We start from the raw sequence: 25,955 nt of genomic DNA, 5'->3' as shown, positions 1-25,955 counted from the left end.
AGAGTCTTAAAAGTTGTTATAAATTTTTTGTAGAAGACTCTTAAATATGATTTTTTCCTCATCTGAAATTCCATTGTATTCAAGCATATAAAGTTTCTGTGAAATTTTTTTAAAACCTGATTTTAAACTCTCTCCTTTTTCTGTTAGATATATGATATTTGATCTGTTATCATTAGGATCTTTCTTGCTTGAAATATATCCCAATCCAATTAATTTATTTACTAAAGCTGTGACAGTAGACCTGTCTCTATGAATAATATCTGCAATTTCCGTCATAGTTGCTTCTTCACATCTGAACAACGCTGCTAAAATATCTCCATGAGAGGGAGCTATATTTTGTAGTCCTAACTTCCCCAACTCGTTCAATAAAAACTTGTTAGCCTTTTCTCTTATTCTTCCTATTAAATTTATTGTATTATCTGTATTCATAATTTCATTATACTTTGATATCAAAGTATTGTCAAATAAAATGATATTTATCTGTTTTATGTCTTAGCGTGGGTTTTGTCGGAAATGTTGGCGCGACTCATATTTGCCTTTTTCACCTTCTTCTTCATAAGATTTTCTTGCTCTTTTTTACCGAAAGACTGCACACTCTCTATCTGAATGTCATGTATTTGAATAGCCTAATCTATAAGTTTCTTGCAAAAATTAATTAAACATATTGAAAGAACAGAATATCTTTTTTCAGTATTGAACCTTTTAAAATCATAGAATTCATACTTTGATCATGATTTATATAATTCTTCAATTCTATTGTTATGTATGTTGCCTAAATCAATATTTTGAAGCTCCAAACTATGTATATACTCAATTCTATCAGCAATTTCATTGAAAGTTTTTGATGAGGATTTCCCTGGTATTTCACGTAGACAAGATAATTTAGTTTTTTCATACTATGGGTCCCTATATGAGTACTCAGCTTTACATTATCCTGTATGTTCTTAAATATCCTCCAGGCCATTTTTATGCTTAACCAGCCCTACCCCATTAAGATATTATTTAAAAGTCTGAAATGAATATCAGTTTATGAAAGTAGTTAACACCTAGTTTTTTAAATTCTATGGAAAGCAGACTTGACATTAAAAAAATTCAATGATATATTGGTTATGGAAAGATAGCTTTCCATACATTCAGAGGGGAGTACCAAGAAATGAAAAATAGACTTGAAGAGTTAAGAAAACAGAGAGGGATTAAGCAAGAGGAATTAGCAGAAATTTTACAAGTATCAAGACAAACAATAGGTTCTCTTGAAAATGGAAGATATAATCCATCTATTATTCTTGCTTTCAAAATTGCAAGATATTTTAAAATGAACGTTGAAGAAATTTTTATATATGAGGGGGATGAATAATGAAAATTAAAAAAGGGTTAAGGTTATCTAATATTATATTTCTTGTGGTAATAGTTTTAATAGTTATTAGTTCCGCAGTTGCTATGTTTTTTATAGGTGGATATACATCAAAAACTTTACCTATAATTATTGCAGCAATGGCTGTAGCCTCAGTAACGAATGGTATACATCATAATTTTTTCAGTAACCAAAAGGAAAAAGATAACGATGAACGAGACATTAGCCTTGAAAACAAGGCTAAAGCAAAGGCTTTTGATGTTATGGAAATAACATTTGGTATTCTTATAATTATATATGTTTTATTAAAGGCCAATTTACTCACAATTGCATTAGCGGTTGTAGCATATTTAATTATTTTGGCAGTTAACATGGCGTCTTTTTCTAAATATCATAAAGAAATGTAGAAAATATTTACTAAGATTATAGAATGCTTAATAGACCCAATGCAAGTGTAGCTATTCCTCCAAGTAATAATTTCAAATAATAGACCTACGAGAATACACATGTTAAAAGAATAATGTGTATTTATTATTTAAATTTAAATTTATTTCTTATAGATATTGAATTTTTTTTAATAAATCCTATTATAGATACAATAGGGGCTCCTGCAAATGTTGCAATACGAACACTTCCACCCCCTAAACTTCCAGTTAGTATCGAACTAAGCGAGTCCATAATAGCATTGTCTTTAACAAGATAAGTCCAAGTTGAGGTAGGCGGTTCTATTCGCTCACGTAAACTTAAGATTCCACTTTCTGATAATTCCATACTGGTAAAATCCATTAAAATATTTTCTAATATGTCCTGCTGCAAAGAATTAAAGCATAAATTTGTTTCTCTTTGAAGTACCCTAAGAGGGTTTTTACCGCCAATGATGTTTAAATTTATACCCTCTTGAATAATGACTACCTCAGCCAGGTAATTAGCAAAGCTTTCATCTATATTATATAAAGCCACTTGTTTTTCAAGTTTATTTATACATTTTTCACCAAATAGTGTATTTAATTTTTCATAAAGTTTTTGATTTTCATTTTCTAGAACATTAAGGGGATCAATATCCTCTAGTATCTCCAATCGTCTATGATATACCTGGAGCCGATGGCTTTCTAATAATGAAGAGTATTTCCATAGAGCTCTACGCAAATCAGAATTCTGACCTTGAATGATTCTCTGTACCTGGTCTATCTTACGTGCTATTCTAGGGTCATCAATTGGTTCTTCTTGATTTTTGGGTCTAATATATGCAGGAATTATTTTATCAATCCCATACTTTTTAATCAAATCATCTTCTAGGCTTATAAAGAACCTGAACATGCCAACATCACCTTGACGACCAGCCCTACCTCTAAGTTGCTTATCAATACGCTTACTCTCGTATCTAGTTGTCCCAATAACGTACAATCCACCTAAGGCAATAACCTTATCTCTACTTTCGCATTTTGTTCCACCTAACTTTATGTCAGCACCTCTTCCAGCCATATTAGTTGAAACAGTAACTGCACCTATTACGCCTGCCTGTTCAATGATTTCTGCTTCTAGCTCATCATTTTTAGCATTTAAGACCTGGCACTCAATACCAATCTTTTTTAATTTTAATGCCAAGTAATCTGATTCCAATACACTTGAATTTCCAATTAAAATAGGTTGACCAGTTGCATGTACTCTTGTAATCTCATTTATTAAAGCCTTATACTTTGCTTCCTTATGAGTGAATATTACATCTGGATAATCTATTCGGTTGCAAGGTACATGCGAAGGGATAACAAATACTTCAAGCCCATAAAACTCGCTAATCTCCTCAGCAGAATCCATAGCTGTGGCTGTCATTCCAGCAACCTTTTTATAAAGCATAATAAAACTTTGAAGAGTTATCTGATTCATAATTCTCCCCTTGGATTTAAACTCAAGTTTTTCCTTAGCCTCAAGAGCTTCCTGAATCTCATCTGGCCAATGCCTATTTTCTGCTATACGCCCAGTAAATTCATCTACCATTTCGATTTTATTATCTCGTACAATATAATCTATGTCCTTTTTTAATATAACTTCAGCATAAAGTGTATTATGTACTTCATTAAGCAATTTAATATTTTCGTCAGAGTATAGATTATCACAACATAGTTGCGCTTCCACAAGGTTTAATCCTATTTCTGTTAGAAATGCATTTCTTTCATACTCATCCTTATCATAATGAATTTTAGGTTTCAGTCCTTTTATAATATCCATAGTAGACGAAAGAGTATTATCATTTTGATATCCTCCTGCTGCAATCACCAATGGTATTTTTGCTTCATCAATTATTATAGAGTCCGCTTCATCCACAATAACAAAATTAAAGGAACGCTGGATACGTTCGTTTTTTTCATAACAAATTGAGTCCCTTAGATAATCAAATCCAGCTACTTTTGCTGTTATATAGGTAACATCACATAAATAAGCCTTTTGTTTATCCTGCATTTTCATATTATCCTGCACATACCCTACTGTAAGCCCAAGCATTTCATATATTGGACCCATCCACACTGCATCACGAGCCGCAAGATAATCATTAAAAGTAAGAATATGGCAACCAAGGCCAGAAAGTGCATTTAGATATGCAGGAAATACTGCAGCTACCGTTTTACCTTCCCCTGTCTGCATTTCAATAAGCCTTCCTCTATGCATTGCTATACCAGCTATTATTTGCTCATCATAAGCCTCAAAGCCTAAGGCTATTCTAATTGCTTCTTTTACAAGTGCGAAGGCTTGTATCATTATTTCATCAATACAAACTCCTTGTGAAACCTTCATTTTCAGTTCTATTGATTTATATAAAAGTTTTTCCTTATTTAAAGATTCAAATTTAACATGATTTATCTCATCTACAATCTTTTTATAGTCATCGTATTCGGCTTTATTAGATATACTTTCAATCTTTTTTAACATACTCTTTGCCATATATACTACCTCACTAACTACATCATATTTTATAGCTACTATGTAAGCTATATGCTTTATTATACTATAATTACCGTAAAGTGGATATACGTAGAGTTGGATGAACGTACAAGAATAAAAGAAAGACAGGAGAAGGTATTATTATTGCTATGAAAAAGGAATCAAATTTGGAAGAAAGAAAATATCCAATTGAAACGAAACCTTTTTAACTTAAATTTCTTTATATGGTTAAAATTTATCTTTTTGGTTTGACAATGGATAATGTAAATGGTATATTAATAATAAAGTTATATAAAGTATCCTTCAGGGTTGGGTGAAATTCCCTATCGGCGGTATAGCCCGCAAGCCGTAAGGCAGATTCGGTTAAATTCCGGAGCCGACAGTATAGTCTGGATGAAAGAAGGTGAATACAATTATACGTAATTTTTATTATGTATATTGGTTGTGTTCTCGAACCCCCTTAAGGTTGCTTAAGGGGATTTTTTGTGGTGTAATTTAGAAAAATGTGTTAAAAACCTTAGGTGCTTTATGTAAAATTATTATAATTTGGAGGGGTTTTTAATGAATGAATCACTATTAAATCGGTTTGGTAATAATCTACAACGTGTAGAAAAAGCATTGGGTGTTCTTAGACAAGGTAAAGGTATAATTCTTGTTGATGATGAAAGTCGTGAAAATGAAGGAGATCTTATTTTTCCTGCTGAAACACTTACTGTGCCTCAAATGGCTATGTTAATTAGAGAATGCAGCGGTATTGTTTGTCTCTGCTTAACAGAAGATAAAATCAAAGAGTTAAATTTACCTCAGATGGTTCCTAATAATACATGCAAATATGAAACTGCATTTACTATTTCAATTGAAGCTAAAGAAGGCGTAACTACAGGGGTTTCCGCTGCTGATAGAGTTACCACAATACTTACTGCTGTAAAAGATGACTGTAAACCTGAAGATCTATGTCATCCTGGTCACGTTTTTCCACTTTGTGCACGTACAGGAGGGATTTTAGTTAGACGTGGACATACGGAAGGTACTGTTGACCTTATGCGCTTAGCAGGACATAAACCAACAGGAATTTTGTGTGAACTTACAAACGTTGATGGAACAATGATGAAATTGCCACAGATAATTGAGTTTGCTAAAAAACATGATATGACGGTTGTTTCTATAGAAGATATTTTTGAATATAAACAAAATATGTAAGCTTATGAAATTAAAAACCACCATAGGTGTATTCCTATGGTGGTTTTTACTATTTATTTTAATGTCCATTAGAACTCAAATCTATGGGATTTTGTATGTTATGCAATGCTCAAATAAATAAGTGATTTTAAAAATATACTAAATTATTAGTAGAGGAGATAAAAAATGATTAAATTAATAATTTTTGATTACGATGGTGTAATCGTAGATTCATTTCCTACTGTTTATGATATATATAAAACTATAGGAAATAAACTTAGTGTAAAAATTCCTGATTCAATTGACAAATTTAGAAAGTCATATGGAGCTAATTTTAGTGAATGTTACAAAAATCTTGGCATGGACATAGATGAACAAAAAAAAGCTATGAAAATCTTTGGAGAAGAGGTAGGAAATCAAAATCCAGAAATTTTTTATGGAATTAAAGATGTTTTAAGTTGGGCAAATAATTATTACAATTTAATCTTAATATCTTCAAATTATACAAAAGAAGTCATACAAAAGCTTAAAAAGTATAATGTATACAAATATTTTTCTTTTATAGATGGTAATTGTACAACCGACAAATCAAAAAAATTTATACTTATCCTTGAAAAATATAAGCTTAAAACTAACGAAGTAATAGTAATTGGTGATAGATTATCTGACTATAGTTCTGCAATAGAAGCAAAGATTGAACATATAATTTTAGTTGAATATGGTTGGGGATATGACAGAAGTAAATATCCTAATAATAAATTTGTAATAAATGAGCCAATTCAATTAATAGATGCTATTAAAAAAATTGGCTAGTACTTATAGTAAATATAGCACTATATTGTTCAGATGAATAATAGTGCAATAGAATCTCTTAATGGTAACCTAATTGAAGTTGTAACTGTAGATGACAATGATTTTTTTATAATAGCTTTTAAAAAAGCATATGGAATATATGTAAAAAAACAATATAGAAATAAAGAATTATTTAAAAATATGGGAAGACTCACAGGTGAAATGCATAACTTATCAAAACAATGCAATTTAAATAAAAAATATTTTTATAGACCTCAATGGTATAATTCAAATTTATTAAATTACATAAACAGGACTGTTGACAAAAGTGAGACGCTTATATATAAAGAGTTTTATAACACATTAAATGAATTAAATCAATTACCTAAGAATTATTCTTCATACGGAATTATTCATTCTGATATTCACTTTAACAATTTTAACGTTTCTGATAATGTAATAACATATTTTGATTTTGATGATTGTGAATATGGTTGGTTTGTAAATGATATTTCTGTTCAATTATTTTATTTTTATGTGGAAAACTATGATTCTAATGAAAAAGAAAAAGATGCAATATGCTTTATAAAAGATTTTTTAGAAGGTTATAACAAGGAAAATCATTTAGATAATTATTGGATTACAAAATTACCATTGTTTTTAAAATTAAGAGAAATTATACTGTATTCAATGCTATATAATTGGAAGACTTTTGATAGTTGTAGCACATGGGTAAAGAAATACATGATTTACAGAAAAGAATGTATAGAAAATAAAAAACCACTTATAGATTTGGATTTTTCTAAACTGTGCCCTGAAAAATAAAACAAAATCATTTCTACCATTGTTGATAAAACAATACAATAATGTTGCGACATAAATGCAAATTCAGATTATTTTTTATCAAAGGTATTTGTAACTCAGTAAGCCATTCATCTTCGTTTTCTTTATTCCAAATACCATCGATATAGTTTTCTCGGGGACTGTCAACAGCTCCTATAAGATTGTAAAAATAGTATTTAATGGTATAATAAAATAACAAAACGAAATTTTGATTATATCGCTAAAATTTAAATAGTAAGGAGTGACATACTAATATGAAAAACAAAAAGATACTGGCTTCGTTGACCATGTGTTTTACACTCATGGCGGGGATGACAAACACGGCGGGTGCTGCGACGTCTTCCAACACATCGAACTTTATGAAGGCTCTCGGCAGTAACACGGGTTTTGATACGTTCGACTCGGTGCAACAAACTTCTGATGGGGGATACATCGCTGCGGGCTCCTTTCAATCAGCAGACGGCGATTTTGCCGGAGTTAGCCATAAAGGCTTAGATGACGCGACCCTCGTTAAGTTCAACAGCAATGGTTCAACTGGGTGGATCAAATCTATCGGAGGCACGAAAGGTGATATGTTTAATAGTGTGCAGCAGACTTCGGACGGCGGATATATCGCTGCGGGTTGTTCCGAGTCAACTGACGGTGATTTCGCTGGAGTTGTCAATAAGGGATCTCTCGACGCGACTCTCATAAAATTTAACAAAAACGGTACTACCGAATGGATTAAGGACATCGGAGGCAAAAACATTGATAGATTTTATTCCGTACAGCGGACTTTAGATGGCGGATATATAGCTGCGGGTTATTCTGAGTCCAGCAACGGCGATTTTACTGGAGTTAGCAATAAGGGCTCCGCTGGCGCAATTCTTGTAAAATTCGATAAAAATGGCACCACTGAATGGATAAAGAACGGAGGCACGAAAAGTGATGTCTTTGATAGTGTGCAGCAGACTTCGGACGGTGGGTATATCGCGGCGGGTTATACTAAATTTGGCAATAAGGGTACAGAGGATGCTATTCTTATCAAATTCAATAAAAGCGGCGCTACTGAATGGATCAAGGATGTCGGCGGCTCGAATAGTGATAGATTAAATAGTGTGCAGAAGACTTCAGACGGCGGGTATATCGCTGCAGCTTATTCTGCGTCAACCGACGGCGATTTTACTGGAGTTAGCAATAAAGGCACAGGTGGCGCGATTATCATCAAATTCAACAAAAGTGGCACCACTGAATGGATAAAGAACTTTAGCGACTCAGGTTTTGCTGGCTCGGAGTTCTCTAGTGTACAGCAGACTTCGGATGGTGGATATGTAGCGGCAGGCACCTCTTTCTTAAAAGGCGGCTACCTTGTAGCGGGATATGAGAAGATGCTTCTTGTTAAATTCAACAAAGGCGGAACCAGCGAGTGGTTCAAGAGCTTCGGCGGCGCACAGTGTGGTGATAAGTTTAATTCTGTGCAGCAGACTTCGGATGGTGGATATGTTGCTGTGGGTGATAGCACTGATGGCGCTACACTCATAAAATCTGATAATACTGCAATAACCGCTGATTCAACTGCACTTAGACCAACTGGGGTAAATTAATAGATCCGACAAGTAGCATAACTAAAACCTCAACTCTTAATAATTAAGTTAAACTCATAAAACAAGCTCTAATCCTTGATATATAAGGATTAGAGCTTGTTTTATTTAAAGAGTTAAATTTAACATAATTTATCTCATCTACAATCTTTTTATAGCTGTTATATTCAGCTTTTATTAGATAAACATGAATACACTAATTTTATTTGGTATAATATGTTTAAATGTAATTGGGAATATTATAAATTTTTTATATAAACATATGGAGGAATTAAATGGAGAGAATTTTGATTGTTGAAGATGATAAGGATATTCGAGATATATTAAAAATCTATTTAAAGGCTGAATCTTTCGAAATATTGGAAGCTGAAAATGGCAAGAAAGCTTTTGAAGTTCTTCAAGATACAGAGCTAGATTTAGTTATTTTGGATTTAATGCTGCCAGATATAAGTGGACTAAACATTTGTAAAAATATACGCACCAAATACAAATTTCCTATAATAATGCTCACTGCAAAAACAGCGGATCAAGATAAAATAATAGGTCTTACTTATGGTGCAGATGATTATATCACTAAGCCTTTTAATCCCTTGGAAGTTATGGCAAGGGTCAAAGCTCAGCTTAGGCGGTACAAGGAATATGGTGAAGGTACAAATGAAAATGATACTATATATTATAAAGGGTTAATCTTAGATAAAAATAGTAGACATGTTAATTTAAATGGCAAGGAACTAAAACTAACACCTACAGAATTTAACATTATTGAAATATTACTACTAAATAAAGGACATGTTTTAAATGGAGAAAAGTTGTTTCATTTGTTGAGGGATGATGAGTATTATTCAAAATCTACAAATACAGTAACAGTTCATATTAGAAACTTAAGAGAAAAAATGAAGGAATCTTTTGAACATCCGGAATATATCAAAACTGTTTGGGGGGTAGGCTATATCATTGAAGATTAAAAAATGGAAATGGAATTATTATATTTTAGCTTTTTTTATATTTATAGGATTAATGTTATTTATTGATTTAAAATTAGAAGGAACTGTGGCAGAATTTTTTGAAAGGCAAATGTTATTTGATAGAGAAAAGGTGTTATTTGTTGGCATAGATCGTACCAGGGGAACATTTTATTGGCCACGGCTTAGATATATATTGAAGGATATGGTTATTTGCGGTTTTGTTCTTTTAGAGATTGTTGTTTACTTTACATCAAGATACTCACAAAATAAGCAGCGAAAAAAGATAATAACTCAGTTAGAGCAAAGAATATCTTTGCTAAGAAAGGGAGAAGTACCTGAAAAAGTTCAAGAACTAAAACTAATTGATTCTGAGATAAATGAAATTAGACATGAGAATGAACTCGTTAAGCAGGAGATCTTAATAGAGATGAACAAGAAAAATGACCTTGTAACCTATTTAGCACACGATTTAAGAACTCCATTAACAAGCATCGTTGGCTATCTTACAATTTTAGATGAATCTGAGGTACCAGAGAAGGTTCGTCGAGACTATATAAAGAAACTTTTGGAAAAATCATATAGAATGGAAGATTTAACAAATCAGTTTTTTGATATTACTCGCTTTAGTCTTCAGGAAATCCCTTTGAATAAAAGTTTACTAGATGCTGCGTTTTTCCTAGAACAGTTGACTGAGGAACTATATCCTTTACTTAAAGAGAAAAACTTAAAATTTGATATAAACCTTACTCCGAGTATTAAGATTTATGCCGATGGATCACTATTTGCCAGGGCGTTAAATAATTTATTAAAGAATGCTATAGCATATAGCCACAAGGATTCTGTCATAAAAATAAAGGGCGAAATGGGAAAATGTAGTATGAAATTGTTTGTAGAAAATGATGGTGACGTAATAAGTCAGCAGGAACTAAAACTTATATTTGAAAAGTTTTATCGAAGAGATCAGTCAAGAAGTCAATCAAACGGGGCAGGACTTGGTTTGGCTATTGCAAGGGAAATTGTACAAAAACATCAAGGCTCCTTAGACGCGGAAAGTCAGGATGGACATACTGTATTTATTATTACTCTACCCAATTCTTAATAAATTCTTTATAAATACTAAATAATTTATGAATAAACCTTTCTTTTATCTCAGTTATACTGAATATAAAGGAAAGGTTTTTTATTGCTTTTGTTTTAATGACATTTCAGAAGGAAAATCTCCCGCTTATAGAAATGGGAGGATAACAATTGAGAATTGTTATCTACCCCAGAAATCTACCCAGAGGATACTACCCTATCGAAAAGAAAACTTCAGTGAGAGTCTAAATCTCCTTCTGAAGTCGTTAATTACAGCTCCGCAGGAGATAATTACAGCTCTGCAAGAGATGATTAATAAGGAGGAAAAAACATGAAATTAGTTGCTTATAATATTTATAAGGAGTTTAAAGATTTAAAGGCTGCTTACAATATAAATCTTGAATTTACTCCGGGGATTTGGGGGCTTTTAGGACCAAATGGCGCGGGGAAAACCACATTAATGAGAATGCTAGCTGGGAATACAACGCCAAGTAAAGGTAAAATAATGTTAGACGATGTAAATATCGCAAGCCTTAAGGATTCGTATCTAGATAAAATAGGATATCTGCCTCAGCTCTTTGGATATGATAAAAATCAATCTGTTGAAGATTTTCTCCATTATATTGGAACTTTAAAGGGGCTTAATAAAGAAATTAGAAATAAAAGAATCAGTGAATTATTAAATGAATTTAATTTATCAGAAGTTAGAAAGAAAAAGATTGATAAGCTTTCAGGAGGTATGAAGCGTAGAGTTGGAATATGCCAAGCTATGTTAAATAATCCTGATATTTTAATTGTAGACGAGCCTACCGCTGGTTTAGATATTGAGGAAAGAAACAAATTTCGTAAGTATTTAACTGCAATAAGCAAAGAAAAGATCATTATTGTATCTACACATATTGTTTCAGACATTGAGTTTATTGCTAATTTCCTTGTGCTTATGGAAAAAGGCAAAGTAATTATAGCAGGAGAAGCTCGTTCTTTAATTCAAACACTTGATGGTAATGTGTTTGAGACTGTTATTGATGAAAATGAACTTTCGCGGCTAGAAAAGGAATATAGAATTATGAATTTTCGTAATGAATCTAGTGGGAAGGTTTCAATTCGTTATGTTGCAGATGTTCCATTAAAAAATAGTAAATTAGTTTCACCTTCTCTTAATGATTTTTATCTTTCAAAAGTTACGGAGGTATAAAAATGGATGTATTTTTTCAAGAGTTAAAAAGACAGCTAAATTTTAAAAGGCTTCTAACATATGTTTTAATTGCAATTGCTTTGGCAGGGTTATGGACATGGTTTATTGTAGGGAGAGCTACTGAAGACTTTTTGCAGCAAGGAGTTTATAAAGAATATAAAGGTAGATCAGCAATAGACGCAGCAGGTAAGGATAGAGTAGGCGCTGAAGGGAAAATGACTTTAGATAAATTTCAAAGTGGCTGTGATATTTTTCTAAAGTCATTAAAAGGTGATAATGACAGTGATGTAGTAATTACTAAAGAATTGTTGAAATATACTGTCTATATTGACAAGTTACTTAACCAGGAGTTTCGCTTGAGAACTATGATAGGAACATCAACAAGTGACCTTTTGCATATTCCGAGGGATGCAGGAATGAATTTTTATAAAAATGAAGATTTATTCTATGGTAATTATATTGATAAAAATGCATTTAATGAAAATGAAAAGACCTTAGCTCTCTCTTTATTGGATAAAGTGAAAAAACCTTATACTTATTACACTGGATTTAAACAATGGAATGATGGAATTAGTCATATTGTATTTTTCTCATTTGTACTTATGGTTATGTTAGGGGTTTTTTCAAGTTCCATAATAACCAATGATAAAGAAAACGGAATGGATGAAATTATAACTACTACAGTAAAAGGCAGGAAAAGCCTCACTATAGCAAAAATTAGTATACCTTTAATTATGGCATCTATTATATATCTTTGTGGAGTTGGTCTTTATGTTTTGTTATTAAAGTATTTATTACCTGCTGATGCTTTAAATACTTCAATACAGGTTTTAAGTAGAAGTTTCCTTCCATATACTCAAGGTGACTTACTTAGAAATGTATTTATCATAGGTTGGATAGGAATTTTAATAGTGTCAAGCTTTTCTACTTGGATTTCATCTATATCTAAAAAATCCTCAAAAGCCATTCAATTCTCGATACTTACAATATTAGGTTCTTTTATTTTAAGCACATTTATCACTAGTCACTCTAGGAATATGGATATAATTAAGATGTTTATACCAGGAGGAATAGGATTTTCATATTTCCAATCTATAGAATTTCCATTTATTACAATCTTAGGGAAGACTCTATGGATGCCATCTATTTTGCTCATAGTAAGCGCAATTATATTTTTACTTAGTACCATTTTTACAACGCTTAACTACAAAAGGAGGTAAGGAGATGATATATCAAGAATTAAAGCGTCGCCTTTTTACAAGATATGTTGCATTTTCAATAATAGGTATACTTCTCTTGACTGCTGGATTAAGTGCAATACTTATGGGCGGAGATAAAATTTTACCTAATGTATTAAAAGAAGAGGCCGTCTATTCTGGTCAAATGACTGAAGATAAATTATGGCTAGGTCTAGAAAAAGTGCAGAACGAGAAGTCCGATGAAATAAAATATAAACCACTCATAGCTTTTATAAGTCGGTTAGTTTATTCTTATCCTGGAATACTATACAATGAAAATAAACTAAACGAATTTCCTGATTATTATGCCAAGAATTTTTATAAGTGTTGGGAAAAAAAATCTACTGCACTTATAGAAAAAATACCTAAAAGTAATCAAGCAAAAGCATTGGAAGAACTAGATAAGGTGAAAACACCTTTTTATCAATATGAAGGCTATTACCTTTGGACTGAAGGCTTTAATATTCTTAAGGTTCTTTATCTAATAATTATATTTATGGTAACATTTTTTGCATCATCCACTTATTCTGATAGTATGGAAGACGGTAGTATGGAAATTATGGATGCAACAGTTTTTGGCAAAAAGATGATGGGTATTCGCCTTCTTCCTGTTATGATATATGGTTTGATTTTAGTTTTGGCAGCAACACTTTGCACCGTATTAATTTTAAGTTCAGCGACTAGACTTTTGACTTTAAAGAGTAGTTTAAAGGTATTTGCATTATTTTCTATAGGTAACTTTACATTAGGAAGTGGAATACTCTTAATGTTTGTAAGTGAACTTTTAGGGGTGCTATCGTTAACAACTATTATGGGATGGATATCCTACAAAACAGCAAGTACAAGCCTTACTACATCAATAGGAATAGGAATAAATGTTTTATATATTATAATGGCTTTATTTATTAAGCTTCCGTGGAAATTTTCCCAATTTATTTTAAATGCATTGCCAATGGCATCATCACAAATTATAAATGAAGTGTCTGGATTTCAGTTCGACATGGGGATTTGGAGACCATATGCAGTTATAGTAAGTATGGTTTTGGTGTTTATTGTATTTGGTATGTTGCTTAGTCATGCAGTTTGCAGAGAGGAAATATAATTAATATATAACTCCCACTTATAGAAGTGGGAGACTTTCCTTCTGAAATGTCATTAAAATGAAAAAGATTCAAATATATTTTTTTTAGGTTTAGAAACTTTACGTTCAAATACCTTCGTACTATCAGAAGCACTTATCCATACCCTATGTAATGAAAATATACCATTCTTTTTAGAGGACCAGCCATTTTTAGTGGTGAAAGCCATTTTGTAACCAGCTTCTTTCAATGCCTCAATTGCATTTTTGTTGTACCCACCATAAGGATATGCAAAGAAATTTATTTTTTTATTTAATGTTTTTTCAAGATATTTTTTAGATTGAATTAACGTTTTTAGTTGGTTATCCTTAGAAATCAATTTTAAATTATCATGATGTGCAGTATGACTTTCTATATCTACACCATATTTGTCCATTTCTATAAGTTGTTTAGATGTTAGCATATTGCTATGTACATCAATAAGGGAACTAATAACAAAAATTGTTGCTTTAAATTTATATTTTTTTAGAACAGGAAACATAGTCGTATAATTATTATCATATCCATCATCAAAAGTAATGACTACCGATTTTCTAGGTATTGGAGTATTATTCATAAGGTACTCATACAAGTTTGTAAGTGTTATAGTATAATAATTGTTATCCTTTAAATATTTCATTTGTTCCTCAAACTTTTTTATTGGAATACAAATAGGATTGCCTTTATCATAGCTAATTGAGTGGTACTGTAGAACTGGGATACTCTTTCCGTAAGGTTTAATATCAGTAGTATTGTCAAACCCTGGTATTGTAGAACTTTCAATTGGTTTAGCTTTAATTACAGGTGTAGCTACAACCGTTGGTTTAACAAGGTTTGTTTTTTTTATTGTAGTGGATGTAGCCCTTGAACACCCAACGATAGAGAGTACAAAAATAAATATAAATATGAAATATAATTTCTTTTTAATAGCAATCCACTCCTTTTTATAATGTATTTGTTAAATAGCATAAAATAATACTTATTACTTATTTTATAATATTTTATAAATAGGTATAATTCAATATTTAAAGCCTTAAACGTCATTATTTGAACATAAAACGCATTTGGGTATATTTATAAAACATTTTTTGGGTTGTTTTCAGGTCAAATTATCGGAATTATTGAATTGTGATAAATAGATAAAGACAACAGACTTGGTAATATGTGTAAATTGTTAATTAGAGAAAAAAATAATATAAATTCATGTTTAATAGTTTTATATCAAACATGAATTTGCTATTAGATTTAAGTATAAATACAAATTGGTTCAACTTGTTATTGCAATTGGTCTTATTTTTTTTACTCCTTTATAAACCCAATAAATCACTATTATACCAATAACATAGCGAATATTTGTAGAAAAAATAACTATAGGGCTTATTTTCAACGAAAGTACGTATGGAAGTACAAGCAACGCAACTATGCCGCAAACAAATGCAAAATTTTCGAGCTTATAAAAACGGTTATTTAGGAATGAAAAACTAGTTTTACCTATATAGGTTACCAAAATACTTACCCCTATAATAATAAATAAATTGCTTACTAACATAACTAATGTATAGTTATAAATTAAATTTAAATCATGAGTCCCTTTTAACAACTTAGGAAAATATTCAAAAATAAAATCTATAGTTAACATAATAAATGAAAAGTCTACTAAAGCAACAAAATATTTTTTAATCCTTTTTAAGATATGTTTTTTAGGATTCACGGCTGCTATTATATTATCAGCAAACTTTTTATAATCATCACCCAACATACTTTCTACAGTTTTACCTTCTTCTTGCCAATCTAGGAACATCCTCAATATATCATTAATAATTTCTTCTTGTTCTTCGTCACTTAAATTACTTACTCTCAAATAACAAGCTATATTTGTAAATATTCCATCATTTTCTTCTGTTAGATTCTTACTTAATTTTAAATTTTCTTTTATTTCCCTAGCTACGTTACTCATATTTTTCCTCCTCATAATCTTTAAATATACTATCTATGCTATCTCTAAGTTCTTCCCAGTTATCATAAAAATTTTTTAGTTCTTTTTTCCCTAAACTAGACAAACTATAATATTTTCTTTTAGGTCCAAAAGCTGACTCTTTTTTTATAGAATCTAAAAATCCATTTTTTTCAAGTCGCAGTAGTAACGGATATATCGTGCCTTCACTAACCTCATAAATACCATATTTATTTAACTTTTCTGCTATTTCGTAACCATAAACTTCTTCATCACTGATAATTTTTAGAATACATCCTTCTAAAGTTCCTCTAAGAAATTGTGATTTATCCCCCAAATCTTAACACCTCTTTCTTCTATCATGTAGTGCATGTTAGTTCAACTATATTGTACTACATGATAGCAAAAATGTAAAGTAATAACAAAAGTCTTGATTAAATCTTCTCCTGGGTCGCTGCAAGTTCTAAAGAATTGTAAATATACTTAATTTATGGTAATTATGGTATGATTGAATAACTATAAAGAAAGAGGTAACCATGAAAATATCTATTGAAGAAATTGATAAAAATAAGCAAGAGGAAATTATCATTAAATGTCATGAACTGGATGACGAAGTTTTGCAAATTCTAAAGCAACTACAGACAAATAATGATGTATTAATTGGTTATGATGGAGAGACTATACATAGAATTAAGCGGGAAAATATATTTTATTTTGAGGCAGTAGACAATAGGGTATTTGTATACTGCAAAGAAAAGGTATTTGAATCAAAGCAGAAATTGTATGAACTGGAGGAAATATTTGAATTCAGAAATTTCTTTCGTGCCTCTAAGTCAACAATTGTAAACATTGCAAAAATTTCTTCTGTACAACCCTCACTAAGCGGCAGGTTTGAGGCAACTCTGGATAATGGTGAAAAAGTTATCATATCTAGGCAATATGTGTCGGTTCTAAAAAAAAGATTAGGATTGTAGGAGGAAGAAAACATGAAGGTATCAGAATTTATAAAAAAGCTTATAAAGGATTATTTTGTCATATTTGGGGTAGTTGTTTTTGTAGTCACAGCATTAAACAGTGAATCGGGATTTTCATTAAACATAAAAGACTTATATACAGTTATGATTGGAGCGTTGGCAGGTGACCTGACGAGTTTTATTCTTTATTCTCCAAATGAAATGAGTGGGAAAGAGACACGTGTCAGAATTTGCATTCACTTCATTACACTTGAAGTGATTCTTTTATTATTAGCTCATATTTTGGGGATTGCCGGGGGGTACATCCAATTAGCCAAATTTGCGCTTGAAATTGCAGTTATCTATTTGGTAATCCGTTTTTTAAGTTGGCAGGTATATAAAAAGGATGCAAAAGAAATTAACGGGAAATTGAAAAATATGAAAAAGTTAACTAGTCATTCCGATAAGTAGTAAATGAATAAATATTTGTGGTGTAAGCTACAGCTTGCTGCCCTTTTTTAACCACTTACTGATACCCTATGACGACATACCTATTTTGATATTTACATTAGTTTTTCTATGCTGTATATTTTTTTTATGATTTAAAAAGGAGATTTCGGCATGGGTAATTTTCAAGCAACACCATTAACAAATATTGTAATTGTAATTTCATTAATTGTATATATTATATATATTCAAGTTGCTGAAAGGAGATTTAAAGCAAAAAAATATGTTGTTTTACCAATAGTTTTTATATGGCTTACAATTTCAGTGATTAAAAAAATCAAAGGTGGTATTGAACAAGCAGCTCCAGGAATAATAATGCTTATAGTAATTGGATTAATATGTGGTGTTATTGCTGGCTTCATTACAAAAATATACCGAAAAGAAGACGGAAATCTTTATATAAAAGGTGGCTGGCAAATGCTTCTTTTTCTCATTATATCACTTCCTATAAGAACGATTTTGAGCCATTTAATTACAAGTTTACCTCAAGAAATAGGATTAGATTATGCAACAGCTTATCTTCTAAGGCTAACTTTTTTATTTATAGGAAGAACTATAGTTATATACATGAGAGTACCTGATTTTTGGAATGTTATTCATTCACAAAGAGATGAGAGGAAATTAAGAAGAAAAAGCAAGAGAAAATAACTGGAACAAAAAATGGTGCAATTTATTTGAAATTTAATTCTGATTCGTAAAAAATACGCAGTAAAGATTATTAAGTTTCGTTAAGGAGGATAAGATGAAGTCTATATTAAAAAAAGAAACAGTTCTTCACGGGCGTAAAACCTATTGGTTGCTTCAACTACGTTTTCTTTTACCCTTACTCACAGCACTTATAATAGCTTTGTATGCTATTGTTATACGTCCATATCTTATGATTACGATGAAAACTGTTCCTATAGAGTTAGGGTTTGCGTTCATATTGATTCTTTCGCTGTCTGTAACAATAGTAACTCTGGTTATCTCAATTTTGATTACAGTAATTATTGCTATTTGTACCCGTACAAGAGCAAAAATAATGACCTGGCTTTTGAAACTGCGCAAACAGCTTATTGTAATAGTAGCATTACTATTTGTAAATATTATTTCTATAATATGCAGCCAGTGGATGGCATACACTCCACCTATACTTGGGGAGAATGGCAAACCATTAGTGGGTAGTATTGCTGTCTTAGAAAAAGTAACTCTAGGTGGCAGTGATCAATGGATAACTATCCGTGGAAAAAATAAGAATAATCCGGTACTACTTTTTCTAGCTGGTGGGCCAGGTGGAACGCAACTAGCTGCAACTAGAGAACAATTAAAAAAGCTTGAAGATAACTATGTGGTTGTTAACTGGGAGCAACCAGGGGCGGGTAAATCAATGAACGCTATACCTCTTAAATCAATTACCCCTGAGCGATACATTTCCGATGGTCATGAACTAACACAGTATCTATGCCAAAGATTTAAACAGAAAAAAATATATGTACTTGGTGAATCATGGGGGAGTGCATTAGGTATATTGCTTGTACAACGTTACCCAGAACTATTTTCTGCTTTTATTGGTACAGGTCAAATGGTTGCATTTGCTGAAACCGAAGTTCGGGACTATGAACTTGCATTAAAGATGGCAAAAGAGCAGGGGGATACAAAACTGGTTGAAACACTTAAGAAACAAGGGTTGCCACCATACTATGGTAAAGATGTAGTTTGGAAAGTATCTTCTTACAATCAGTACTTAGGTGATTACATGACAAAAAACCCTAAAATTGAAAGGCCGGGTCATAATACATTTAGCGATCTAGCAGGTCCTGAATATGGTTTATACGATAAAGTAAATTTTCTACTTGGCTTGGTTACTACTTTTAATCATGTCTATCCACAGTTATATAATGTAGATCTACGTAAGCAAGCTATAAAGTTAGATGTTCCAGTTTACTTTATTGAAGGCCGCCACGATATCGACGCACCACCAGCATTGACTGAGGAGTATTTCAATGCACTAAAAGCTCCTCATAAAGAGTTTATCTGGTTTGAACATTCTGGACACAGTCCGTGGATTAACGAACGAGACAAGTTTGTTGATTGGATGGTAAATTTGATACTGAAGGAAACAAAGATAAAGTAATTTGGAGATAATACTATAAAAAAAGAGTATGAATGAGTATATAGGCTAGTTATAGAGGTCAATACAATGTCGTGAAATTTTGTTTCATTTCACGACATTTAATTTTTTAAAGGGAGTTGAGAATAATGGAAATGAATAATTATTTAGATTTACTAAATAATAAAATGGGAAATTTGCCTGAAGGATACAAAAAAGAAATATTAAAAGATTATGAAAATCATTTTCAAAAAGGTTTATTAGTAGGAAAAACTGAAAATAATATTGCATGCGAACTTGGAGAGGTAGATCTTATTGCGAAAAATATTGTTGCGGAATATTATATTGAACATTCATAAAAGGTAAATAGTGTAAAAAATGTATTAAAAGCATTATATGCAGTTGAAAGAGTTGGAGTTGGAACATTAAATCTTTTAATAGGTACACCAGTTGTTATATCTATTGTACTTTTTGTTATATCTTTATATATTCTTGATTTATTATTGCTTCTGACTCCTGTTCTTTTAATATTAAATTTAATTTCTCCTAATTTGCCTATTAATTTTGGAGTTAATATATTGATGGTAAAGATTTTAATTGTTTTAGTATTTGGTGTCATTGGATCTTTACTTTACAAGATTCTAAAAAAATGGAGTGCAAAATTATTTAGTTGGCTTTTTAGATATATTATTAGAAGTATTAAATTTCAAGTATTTCTTCTATGAGATACATAGAATATCTTAATGTTCCCGGAATAACTATTTCATGAAAACCTGTAAATTGGTCACTTACAAAGTTAGAGTAGTTCACACCACGTCCTCTTCCAAAATATTTAGAACTGGCTTTTGTTAATATTTCTGCACGGAAATAGTTTTGCTCTTGTATCTCCATAATTTTTAAATACCATCTAGCGGAGCATATGCATATTTACTGTCTGTACTGCTCTATTTAAATCTTCTTTTGAAATCTATAAAGTCATGATATCCATATAACATACATATTTCTTTTCTATGATTTTTAATATTTTTACAATGAATTTGTGAGGAAAGCCCACTTCTTGAGATGTGGGATGGATAGTATAAGAAATTAAATTTTCATTTGTGTATAAAATTATTGACAACGTACACGTTTTGAAATATACTTTAATTATGGAAAATAAATATAGAACAACTAAAACAACCGTGTCATTAATTAATTATCATTTTATATTTTGCCCAAGATATAGAAGAAAAATATTTTTAATACCTAATGTAGAAGAAAGATTTAAGCAAATGGTCAAATTTATATGTGAAGAGTTGGAAATTGAAATCATTGCTATAGAATGTGATAAAGACCATACTCATATGTTTTTGAATTGTATTCCAACATTAAGTCCTTCTGATATTATGCAAAAAATAAAGGGTGTAACAAGTAGGGTTTTGAGAGAGGAGTTTAACGAATTAAAGAAAATGCCTAGCTTATGGACTAGAAGTTATTTTATATCAACTGAGGGAAATGTGAAGAGTGAAACGGTAAAAAAATATGTGGAAAATCAAAAAACAAGATATTAAAAGAACGTAATAAACAATTTAATGAATTAAATAAAAAAAGAAATGACTGAGAGTAGCAAAGATAATCTTCTTCTATCAAAAAATAAAAAGATTAAAGCAACAGCTTATGACCAAGGTTAGCCTCCATAGTCTTATGGAGGCATAATTTACCACTCTTTGAAACAGTTTTCCTATAAATAGAGACCTTTAAGATGGAGAGACAAGTAGACAATTATCAACAAAATGCTTTGAAAATACTAAATGATGCATCACATTTTGATAGTTTCATGACATTTGCTATTAGTAAAATAAAAATCGCATTATGTTATCCTAAATAAGAGTATAATAGTTATAAATTAACAATAGGAGGCACGTCATAGTATTAATTCCTATTATAGAAAGAGATAATATTAAGAGGATTTTTAAAGCATTTTCCACCTGAGAAGGCGATTATAATTTCTGCTTTTTTATTTGCAATATGCCATGGAAATCCATGGACCCTTATGGATGAACTTATTGTTTTATGTTTTATAGGGACTATATCTTTATTAAAAATATTTAAAAACAATAATTTTTATAATCAAAAGTTAGATGTAAGCTAAAAATTTATATATAATAAAAACCTTAGATAAACTAAATGTGTTGTCGAATATTTCTTAAAACGGGAGGGAATTATTTTGAAGCAATATAAATATAATTTGATACAAAAAATTTTATTTAGTATGTGTATACCCATTATTTTATTATGCGTTTTATGGGCAGGTGATCCACACTCATTCGGTCAACTACTTGTAGAAGTGTATGGTTCAAAACATTCTTAAAGGTCTCAAACTATCAAGGGGTAAGGCAACGATTCGTGCAAAAAACAGCCACAAGACAGTATTTCCCATTTTGATGAATTATAAATCAAAATCGTAACTACTATTTTGTGGCTATTATAACGTAAAAAAAAGAATTGAGAACTAATATATAATCATTGTTTGAAGTCCATCCTAATAAATTCTTTGCCATCTGGCAGCATATATCTTTTGTGTTTAATACAATTAAATTTAATGATAGAGAATGCTTCTTTAAGTCTGTACTCATTAATGTCATGATGAATGGATAAAATAGGTTCTAGTTGTGAATTGTTCTTTGAATTACTTACAAATGAATTGTTATTATTTTTCTGTATAATGCATGATATTACATCAATGTTTATCTTGTTTTTATCAATGATAGCTACAAATTCCGTCTCACCTATGAATTCAATAATCAAATTACATATTAGTAGATTAGTATAAGGAAATTGAAAATTTTTATCAGTTAAATCTTCGCAAATAAGGTCCAAGGTATCTCCCATATTCATGTATCGTTCTTTACAATTATTAAGATACTTTTGGTTTATATCTATAGCGTAAACTTTTTTTGTTTCCTCAATATCTATATTTTCAAGACCATTACCACCACATACTCCAACAAATCCAACATAGGTATGACAATTGTCTTGCAACTGTTCTTTAGTAATTTTATTTAATGTTTGTAGCTGACATACTTGACCAGAAGACATATGCTCCTCATATATTTTCAAATCAATTTCTTTCCATGGATTGTCCATTTCTACACCTTTCCCTTATTTGTATGATTTTTTTGAAATATAATATTTTGACAATTTGACGTAACTCTTAGGAATATTATACCATTCATTTATGCAAGTTGTCACAAAAGGTAGGCATTAAGTGAACTTGGAAGAGCAATAAAAACTATATTTATTTGCAGATATATTATATCAGAAGAAATGCGAATAGAAATTAACCAAAGATTAAATGTTATTGAAAATTGGAATAGTGCAAATAATTTTATTTTCTGCGCAAGAGGTCGTGAATTTTCAACTAATAATATTGAAGACCAGGAAATATCAGCTTTGGCTCTCCATTTAATACAAAACTGCCATATGTTCCAACGGAGGACGAGATAAAAAGTTATTACAAAATAGTATGGAATTCTAAAAACTTTCAGGATATGATGATTATCAAGGTTTTGATTTACACTGGCGTTAGAGTCAGTGAGTTAGTCAACATAAAGATTAGTGATATAGCTGTCAGATAAGAATTAATCAAGGCAACGGCAATAAGGATCGTGTAGTTCCTTTCCCAGAGGGATTTAAAGAGGTGCACCCATAAATGCAATGAATTCTTTGCATAATTTATTGTATTTTTCTTTGGATAAATAGTGTATCCAGGTAAACTCCAACCATAACCATGATAAGTTCCAACAACTGGAGCATTATCAGATTTGAATTCTTCTGGTTTCGAAAACAAATCTTTAACAGCATTTATTTAAAGATTTCGGGAATACCCAAAAATTCGCAAGTGAATGGTAACGTTTCTTAAACTCGTTAACTATTTCAATTTTTTTAGGAGTAATATTTAACTAGTTTAACTTCTACATTTTACAAATCTATAACTATCTTTATTCTCTTTTCCAAAGGTCCAAGCAAGTGAACATATATTATCACCTTTCATGATTTTTGGAATATATTTTTCTAATTAATGAAATTTTTTTATAAAACAATAATGCCTCATCAGACATATCAGCGTCATTAAAACAATTAAACTTGGTAATATCTTTATAATAATTAAAACTCATACATTTGTCTCTATAAATAAAATCTATTTATAAATCTTTTAACCGGCTAATAGACTCAAAGTTAAGGTAACTCAATTATGTAATGTGTTACATTAGCTTTTAAAATGTTAATTTTTTGATTAAACATATGTTTTACCCTATTTAGGATTTAAATTACTTTTAATGTCAAAAAAATGACTGTTCATGTCAATAATTTAATAACATTTAAGGTAACATTTTTTATGACTGCAATTTCTTTGTTGACACAAGTACAATATTAGTGTACTATTAATCTAGTTCACTAGTATAGTAGATATATTTTTAATATTATTATAAAAAATGCAAATGAATATTGAGAAAATAATTATAGAAATAGGAGGTATTATATATGGCTGTAATAGAAACAAATAATCTAACCAAAAAATATAATGAAAGTTCTGTAGTTAACAATTTAAGTATATCAATAGGAGAAGGACAAGTTTACGGATTCCTGGGACCAAATGGTGCAGGAAAGACAACAACTATAAGGATGATTCTTGGACTTATAAGGCCTACTAATGGAAACGTAAATGTATTTGGCATGAAGCAGAACATTGAAAACAGATCCAAGATATTAAAGAATGTGGGTGCACTTATTGAGAATGCTGCAAGCTATCCTCATCTTACAGCTTATGAAAACTTAAAAATCATGAGGACTCTTACTGATTCACCTTATGACAATATTGATAAAGTTTTGAAGACTGTAAGATTAGATGATGTTAAGAATAAGCTTGTTAAGGAATTTTCTCTTGGAATGAGACAGAGACTTGGAATAGCTATGGCTCTTCTTAGAAATCCAAAACTTCTTATCCTAGATGAACCTACTAATGGTCTTGACCCTTCAGGTATTCATGAAATAAGAGAGCTTATAAAGGACATTCCAAAGACTTATGGAAGTACAGTATTAATTTCAAGCCACCTTCTCTCAGAGATTGACCAGATGGCAACTAATGTTGGAATAATCACAAAAGGAAGCCTTGTATATCAGGGAACTATTGAGGATTTAAGAAGCAAAGGTGAGCAAAAGATTGTCCTTCGTACAGATAATATTCAAAGTACGATCAATATATTAAATGAAAACGGAGTTGCCGGAAAGATAAATGAAGGATGTGTTGAAATGAATTACTTTAATGACAGCACACTAGGCAAGATAATTGACAATATTGTGTTTAAGGGAATTAAGATTTACAGAATTGTGGAGGAGAAAACTTCTCTTGAGGACATTTTCCTTAATCTTACAGGAAAGGAGCACAGTTTATAAATGAAAGATATTATTAAAGCTGAATTTATGAAAATTAAAAGGAAAAAACTTTTTCTTCTTATATTGATGGGCGAACTTGCATCATTTTTTATCGGTTACATTATTCAAGGAAGAAATACAGGAAAACAGATATGGATGGATGTTTTATATAACTTCAGTGGCTATAATTTTATGATTATGATTATAATTTTCACAATCGTAATCTCCAAACTTGTAGATGTTGAGTATAAATCTGATATGTGGAAGCTTATGTTTACAGCAGTTAGTGATAAAAACAAGCTTTTTGCAGGCAAGTTTATATGTGTGATGGTGCTTATTGCTTTTTCAGCGGTTGTGGAATTCTTTGGGATTATAGTTCTTGGGACACATGTTGGAGCAGAAGGTGTTGATTATCCTCTTATATTTAAGCAATGTGCACTGCCTTTAATCGGGTATCTTCCAGTAATAGTACTGCAGTTTGGCCTTTCTTCAATGATAAAGAATCAGAGTATTTCCATAGCAGGCGGTGTTGTTGGATGTTTTCTTGGAGTATTTGGTATATATATGCCTTTTCACAAAGTTCTTATATGGACATATCCATTCTTAACAGCGCCTATGACAATATTTCAAGAGGGACGTAAAGCAATTACTATTATGAATCAGGACAGCATGTTATTTAGTTTTGTGAGCATAGCTGTTGCAGCTGTTATGTTTTTTATATCACTACATCTTTATAATAACAAAGAAAATTTTTAAAAGGAA

26 protein-coding genes, 2 pseudogenes and 1 riboswitch are annotated in these 25,955 nt (G+C 30.8%); of the genes and pseudogenes, 21 read left to right on the top strand and 7 right to left on the bottom strand.

Annotated elements, in window-relative coordinates:
• Nucleotides 1-6: 6 nt before the first annotated feature.
• Nucleotides 7-429 (bottom strand): MarR family winged helix-turn-helix transcriptional regulator, encoded by a 423-nt coding sequence (locus KPL54_RS21885; RefSeq protein WP_216108629.1) that lies wholly within the window; start codon nt 427-429, stop codon nt 7-9.
• A 724-nt stretch (nt 430-1,153) separates the two neighbouring features.
• Here KPL54_RS21885 and KPL54_RS21880 point away from each other — a divergent pair.
• Nucleotides 1,154-1,354, top strand: a complete 201-nt coding sequence (locus KPL54_RS21880) for a helix-turn-helix transcriptional regulator (RefSeq protein ID WP_216108628.1) — start codon at nt 1,154-1,156, stop codon at nt 1,352-1,354.
• Entirely contained in the window at nt 1,354-1,758 is a 405-nt protein-coding gene (locus tag KPL54_RS21875; RefSeq protein WP_253203682.1) for a hypothetical protein, read from the top strand. The genes KPL54_RS21880 and KPL54_RS21875 overlap by 1 nt, the downstream gene beginning before the upstream one ends.
• Before the next feature lie 124 nt (nt 1,759-1,882).
• On the opposite strand, the gene KPL54_RS21870 is transcribed toward KPL54_RS21875, so the two are convergent.
• Entirely contained in the window at nt 1,883-4,288 is a 2,406-nt protein-coding gene (locus KPL54_RS21870; protein ID WP_216108627.1) for a preprotein translocase subunit SecA, read from the bottom strand.
• Between the two features lie 295 nt (nt 4,289-4,583).
• Nucleotides 4,584-4,697: riboswitch (FMN riboswitch) on the top strand.
• 152 nt (nt 4,698-4,849) lie between these two features.
• On the opposite strand from KPL54_RS21870, the gene ribB reads away from it, so the two are divergent.
• From ribB to KPL54_RS21825, 9 genes are all read left to right on the top strand, one after another.
• The gene (ribB, locus tag KPL54_RS21865; protein ID WP_216108626.1) at nt 4,850-5,488 is read left to right on the top strand and encodes a 3,4-dihydroxy-2-butanone-4-phosphate synthase; all 639 of its coding nucleotides are present in this window, start codon (nt 4,850-4,852) and stop codon (nt 5,486-5,488) included.
• Nucleotides 5,489-5,653: 165 nt separating this feature from the next.
• Nucleotides 5,654-6,280 (top strand): HAD family hydrolase, encoded by a 627-nt coding sequence (locus KPL54_RS21860; RefSeq protein WP_216108625.1) that lies wholly within the window; start codon nt 5,654-5,656, stop codon nt 6,278-6,280.
• Nucleotides 6,281-6,313: 33 nt separating this feature from the next.
• Nucleotides 6,314-7,084, top strand: a complete 771-nt coding sequence (locus KPL54_RS21855) for a phosphotransferase enzyme family protein (RefSeq protein WP_216108624.1) — start codon at nt 6,314-6,316, stop codon at nt 7,082-7,084.
• 272 nt (nt 7,085-7,356) lie between these two features.
• Nucleotides 7,357-8,685 (top strand): hypothetical protein, encoded by a 1,329-nt coding sequence (locus KPL54_RS21850; protein WP_216108623.1) that lies wholly within the window; start codon nt 7,357-7,359, stop codon nt 8,683-8,685.
• Nucleotides 8,686-8,957: 272 nt separating this feature from the next.
• Complete coding sequence (locus KPL54_RS21845; protein WP_216108622.1) at nt 8,958-9,647, top strand: response regulator transcription factor; 690 nt, start codon at nt 8,958-8,960, stop codon at nt 9,645-9,647.
• The gene (locus KPL54_RS21840) at nt 9,637-10,746 is read left to right on the top strand and encodes a sensor histidine kinase (RefSeq protein ID WP_216108621.1); all 1,110 of its coding nucleotides are present in this window, start codon (nt 9,637-9,639) and stop codon (nt 10,744-10,746) included. Before KPL54_RS21845 ends, KPL54_RS21840 begins: the two co-directional genes overlap by 11 nt.
• A 309-nt stretch (nt 10,747-11,055) precedes the next feature.
• Nucleotides 11,056-11,919, top strand: a complete 864-nt coding sequence (locus KPL54_RS21835) for an ATP-binding cassette domain-containing protein (protein ID WP_216108620.1) — start codon at nt 11,056-11,058, stop codon at nt 11,917-11,919.
• A gap of 2 nt (nt 11,920-11,921) precedes the next feature.
• The gene (locus KPL54_RS21830; RefSeq protein WP_216108619.1) at nt 11,922-13,139 is read left to right on the top strand and encodes an ABC transporter permease subunit; all 1,218 of its coding nucleotides are present in this window, start codon (nt 11,922-11,924) and stop codon (nt 13,137-13,139) included.
• Between the two features lie 4 nt (nt 13,140-13,143).
• Nucleotides 13,144-14,259, top strand: a complete 1,116-nt coding sequence (locus KPL54_RS21825; protein WP_216108618.1) for a hypothetical protein — start codon at nt 13,144-13,146, stop codon at nt 14,257-14,259.
• Nucleotides 14,260-14,312: 53 nt separating this feature from the next.
• On the opposite strand, the gene KPL54_RS21820 is transcribed toward KPL54_RS21825, so the two are convergent.
• From KPL54_RS21820 to KPL54_RS21810, 3 genes are all read right to left on the bottom strand, one after another.
• Complete coding sequence (locus KPL54_RS21820) at nt 14,313-14,915, bottom strand: polysaccharide deacetylase family protein (protein ID WP_253203680.1); 603 nt, start codon at nt 14,913-14,915, stop codon at nt 14,313-14,315.
• 627 nt (nt 14,916-15,542) lie between these two features.
• Nucleotides 15,543-16,232, bottom strand: coding sequence for a hypothetical protein (locus KPL54_RS21815; protein ID WP_216108617.1), 690 nt, complete (start codon nt 16,230-16,232; stop codon nt 15,543-15,545).
• Nucleotides 16,225-16,566: a PadR family transcriptional regulator gene (locus tag KPL54_RS21810; RefSeq protein ID WP_216108616.1), complete on the bottom strand. Its 342-nt coding sequence runs from the start codon at nt 16,564-16,566 to the stop codon at nt 16,225-16,227. Before KPL54_RS21810 ends, KPL54_RS21815 begins: the two co-directional genes overlap by 8 nt.
• A 199-nt stretch (nt 16,567-16,765) precedes the next feature.
• Between KPL54_RS21810 and KPL54_RS21805 the strand changes: the two genes are divergently transcribed.
• The 5 genes from KPL54_RS21805 (at nt 16,766) to KPL54_RS21785 (ending at nt 20,137) form a co-directional block, all read left to right on the top strand.
• Nucleotides 16,766-17,203, top strand: a complete 438-nt coding sequence (locus tag KPL54_RS21805; RefSeq protein ID WP_216108615.1) for a LytTR family DNA-binding domain-containing protein — start codon at nt 16,766-16,768, stop codon at nt 17,201-17,203.
• Nucleotides 17,204-17,215: 12 nt separating this feature from the next.
• A complete protein-coding gene (locus tag KPL54_RS21800; protein WP_216108614.1) occupies nt 17,216-17,653 on the top strand; it encodes a DUF3021 family protein in 438 nt (145 codons plus the stop codon).
• Between the two features lie 150 nt (nt 17,654-17,803).
• On the top strand, nt 17,804-18,337 hold the full coding sequence (locus tag KPL54_RS21795) for a hypothetical protein (protein ID WP_216108613.1): 534 nt from the start codon (nt 17,804-17,806) through the stop codon (nt 18,335-18,337).
• A 148-nt stretch (nt 18,338-18,485) separates the two neighbouring features.
• Entirely contained in the window at nt 18,486-19,802 is a 1,317-nt protein-coding gene (locus tag KPL54_RS21790; RefSeq protein ID WP_253203679.1) for an alpha/beta fold hydrolase, read from the top strand.
• Between the two features lie 125 nt (nt 19,803-19,927).
• Nucleotides 19,928-20,137 carry an HAAS signaling domain-containing protein gene (locus KPL54_RS21785; RefSeq protein WP_216108611.1) on the top strand — a complete coding sequence of 70 codons (210 nt, stop codon included), beginning with the start codon at nt 19,928-19,930 and terminating at the stop codon, nt 20,135-20,137.
• Nucleotides 20,138-20,483: 346 nt separating this feature from the next.
• Here KPL54_RS21785 and KPL54_RS21780 read toward each other — a convergent pair.
• Nucleotides 20,484-20,633, bottom strand: a pseudogene (locus tag KPL54_RS21780) (Tn3 family transposase); the annotation flags it as partial.
• Between the two features lie 293 nt (nt 20,634-20,926).
• Between KPL54_RS21780 and tnpA the strand changes: the two are divergent.
• A complete protein-coding gene (gene tnpA / locus KPL54_RS21775) occupies nt 20,927-21,328 on the top strand; it encodes an IS200/IS605 family transposase (RefSeq protein ID WP_216108609.1) in 402 nt (133 codons plus the stop codon).
• A 191-nt stretch (nt 21,329-21,519) separates the two neighbouring features.
• Entirely contained in the window at nt 21,520-21,645 is a 126-nt protein-coding gene (locus tag KPL54_RS26615) for a hypothetical protein (RefSeq protein WP_268038944.1), read from the top strand.
• A gap of 635 nt (nt 21,646-22,280) precedes the next feature.
• Here the strand turns inward: KPL54_RS26615 and KPL54_RS21770 are convergent.
• Entirely contained in the window at nt 22,281-22,904 is a 624-nt protein-coding gene (locus KPL54_RS21770; protein WP_216108608.1) for a class I SAM-dependent methyltransferase, read from the bottom strand.
• A 114-nt stretch (nt 22,905-23,018) separates the two neighbouring features.
• Between KPL54_RS21770 and KPL54_RS21765 the strand changes: the two are divergent.
• From KPL54_RS21765 to KPL54_RS21755, 3 genes and pseudogenes are all read left to right on the top strand, one after another.
• Nucleotides 23,019-23,231, top strand: a pseudogene (locus tag KPL54_RS21765) (Tn3 family transposase); the annotation flags it as partial.
• Between the two features lie 1,071 nt (nt 23,232-24,302).
• Entirely contained in the window at nt 24,303-25,214 is a 912-nt protein-coding gene (locus KPL54_RS21760; protein WP_216108607.1) for an ABC transporter ATP-binding protein, read from the top strand.
• Complete coding sequence (locus KPL54_RS21755) at nt 25,215-25,949, top strand: ABC transporter permease (RefSeq protein WP_216108606.1); 735 nt, start codon at nt 25,215-25,217, stop codon at nt 25,947-25,949.
• The last annotated feature ends 6 nt before the right edge of the window (nt 25,950-25,955 follow it).

This window comes from Clostridium estertheticum (assembly GCF_018861295.1).
Lineage (GTDB): Bacteria > Bacillota > Clostridia > Clostridiales > Clostridiaceae > Clostridium_AD > Clostridium_AD estertheticum_D.
The sequence above is the reverse complement of the archived record's forward strand: the minus strand, read 5'-3'. Positions and strand labels throughout refer to the sequence as shown.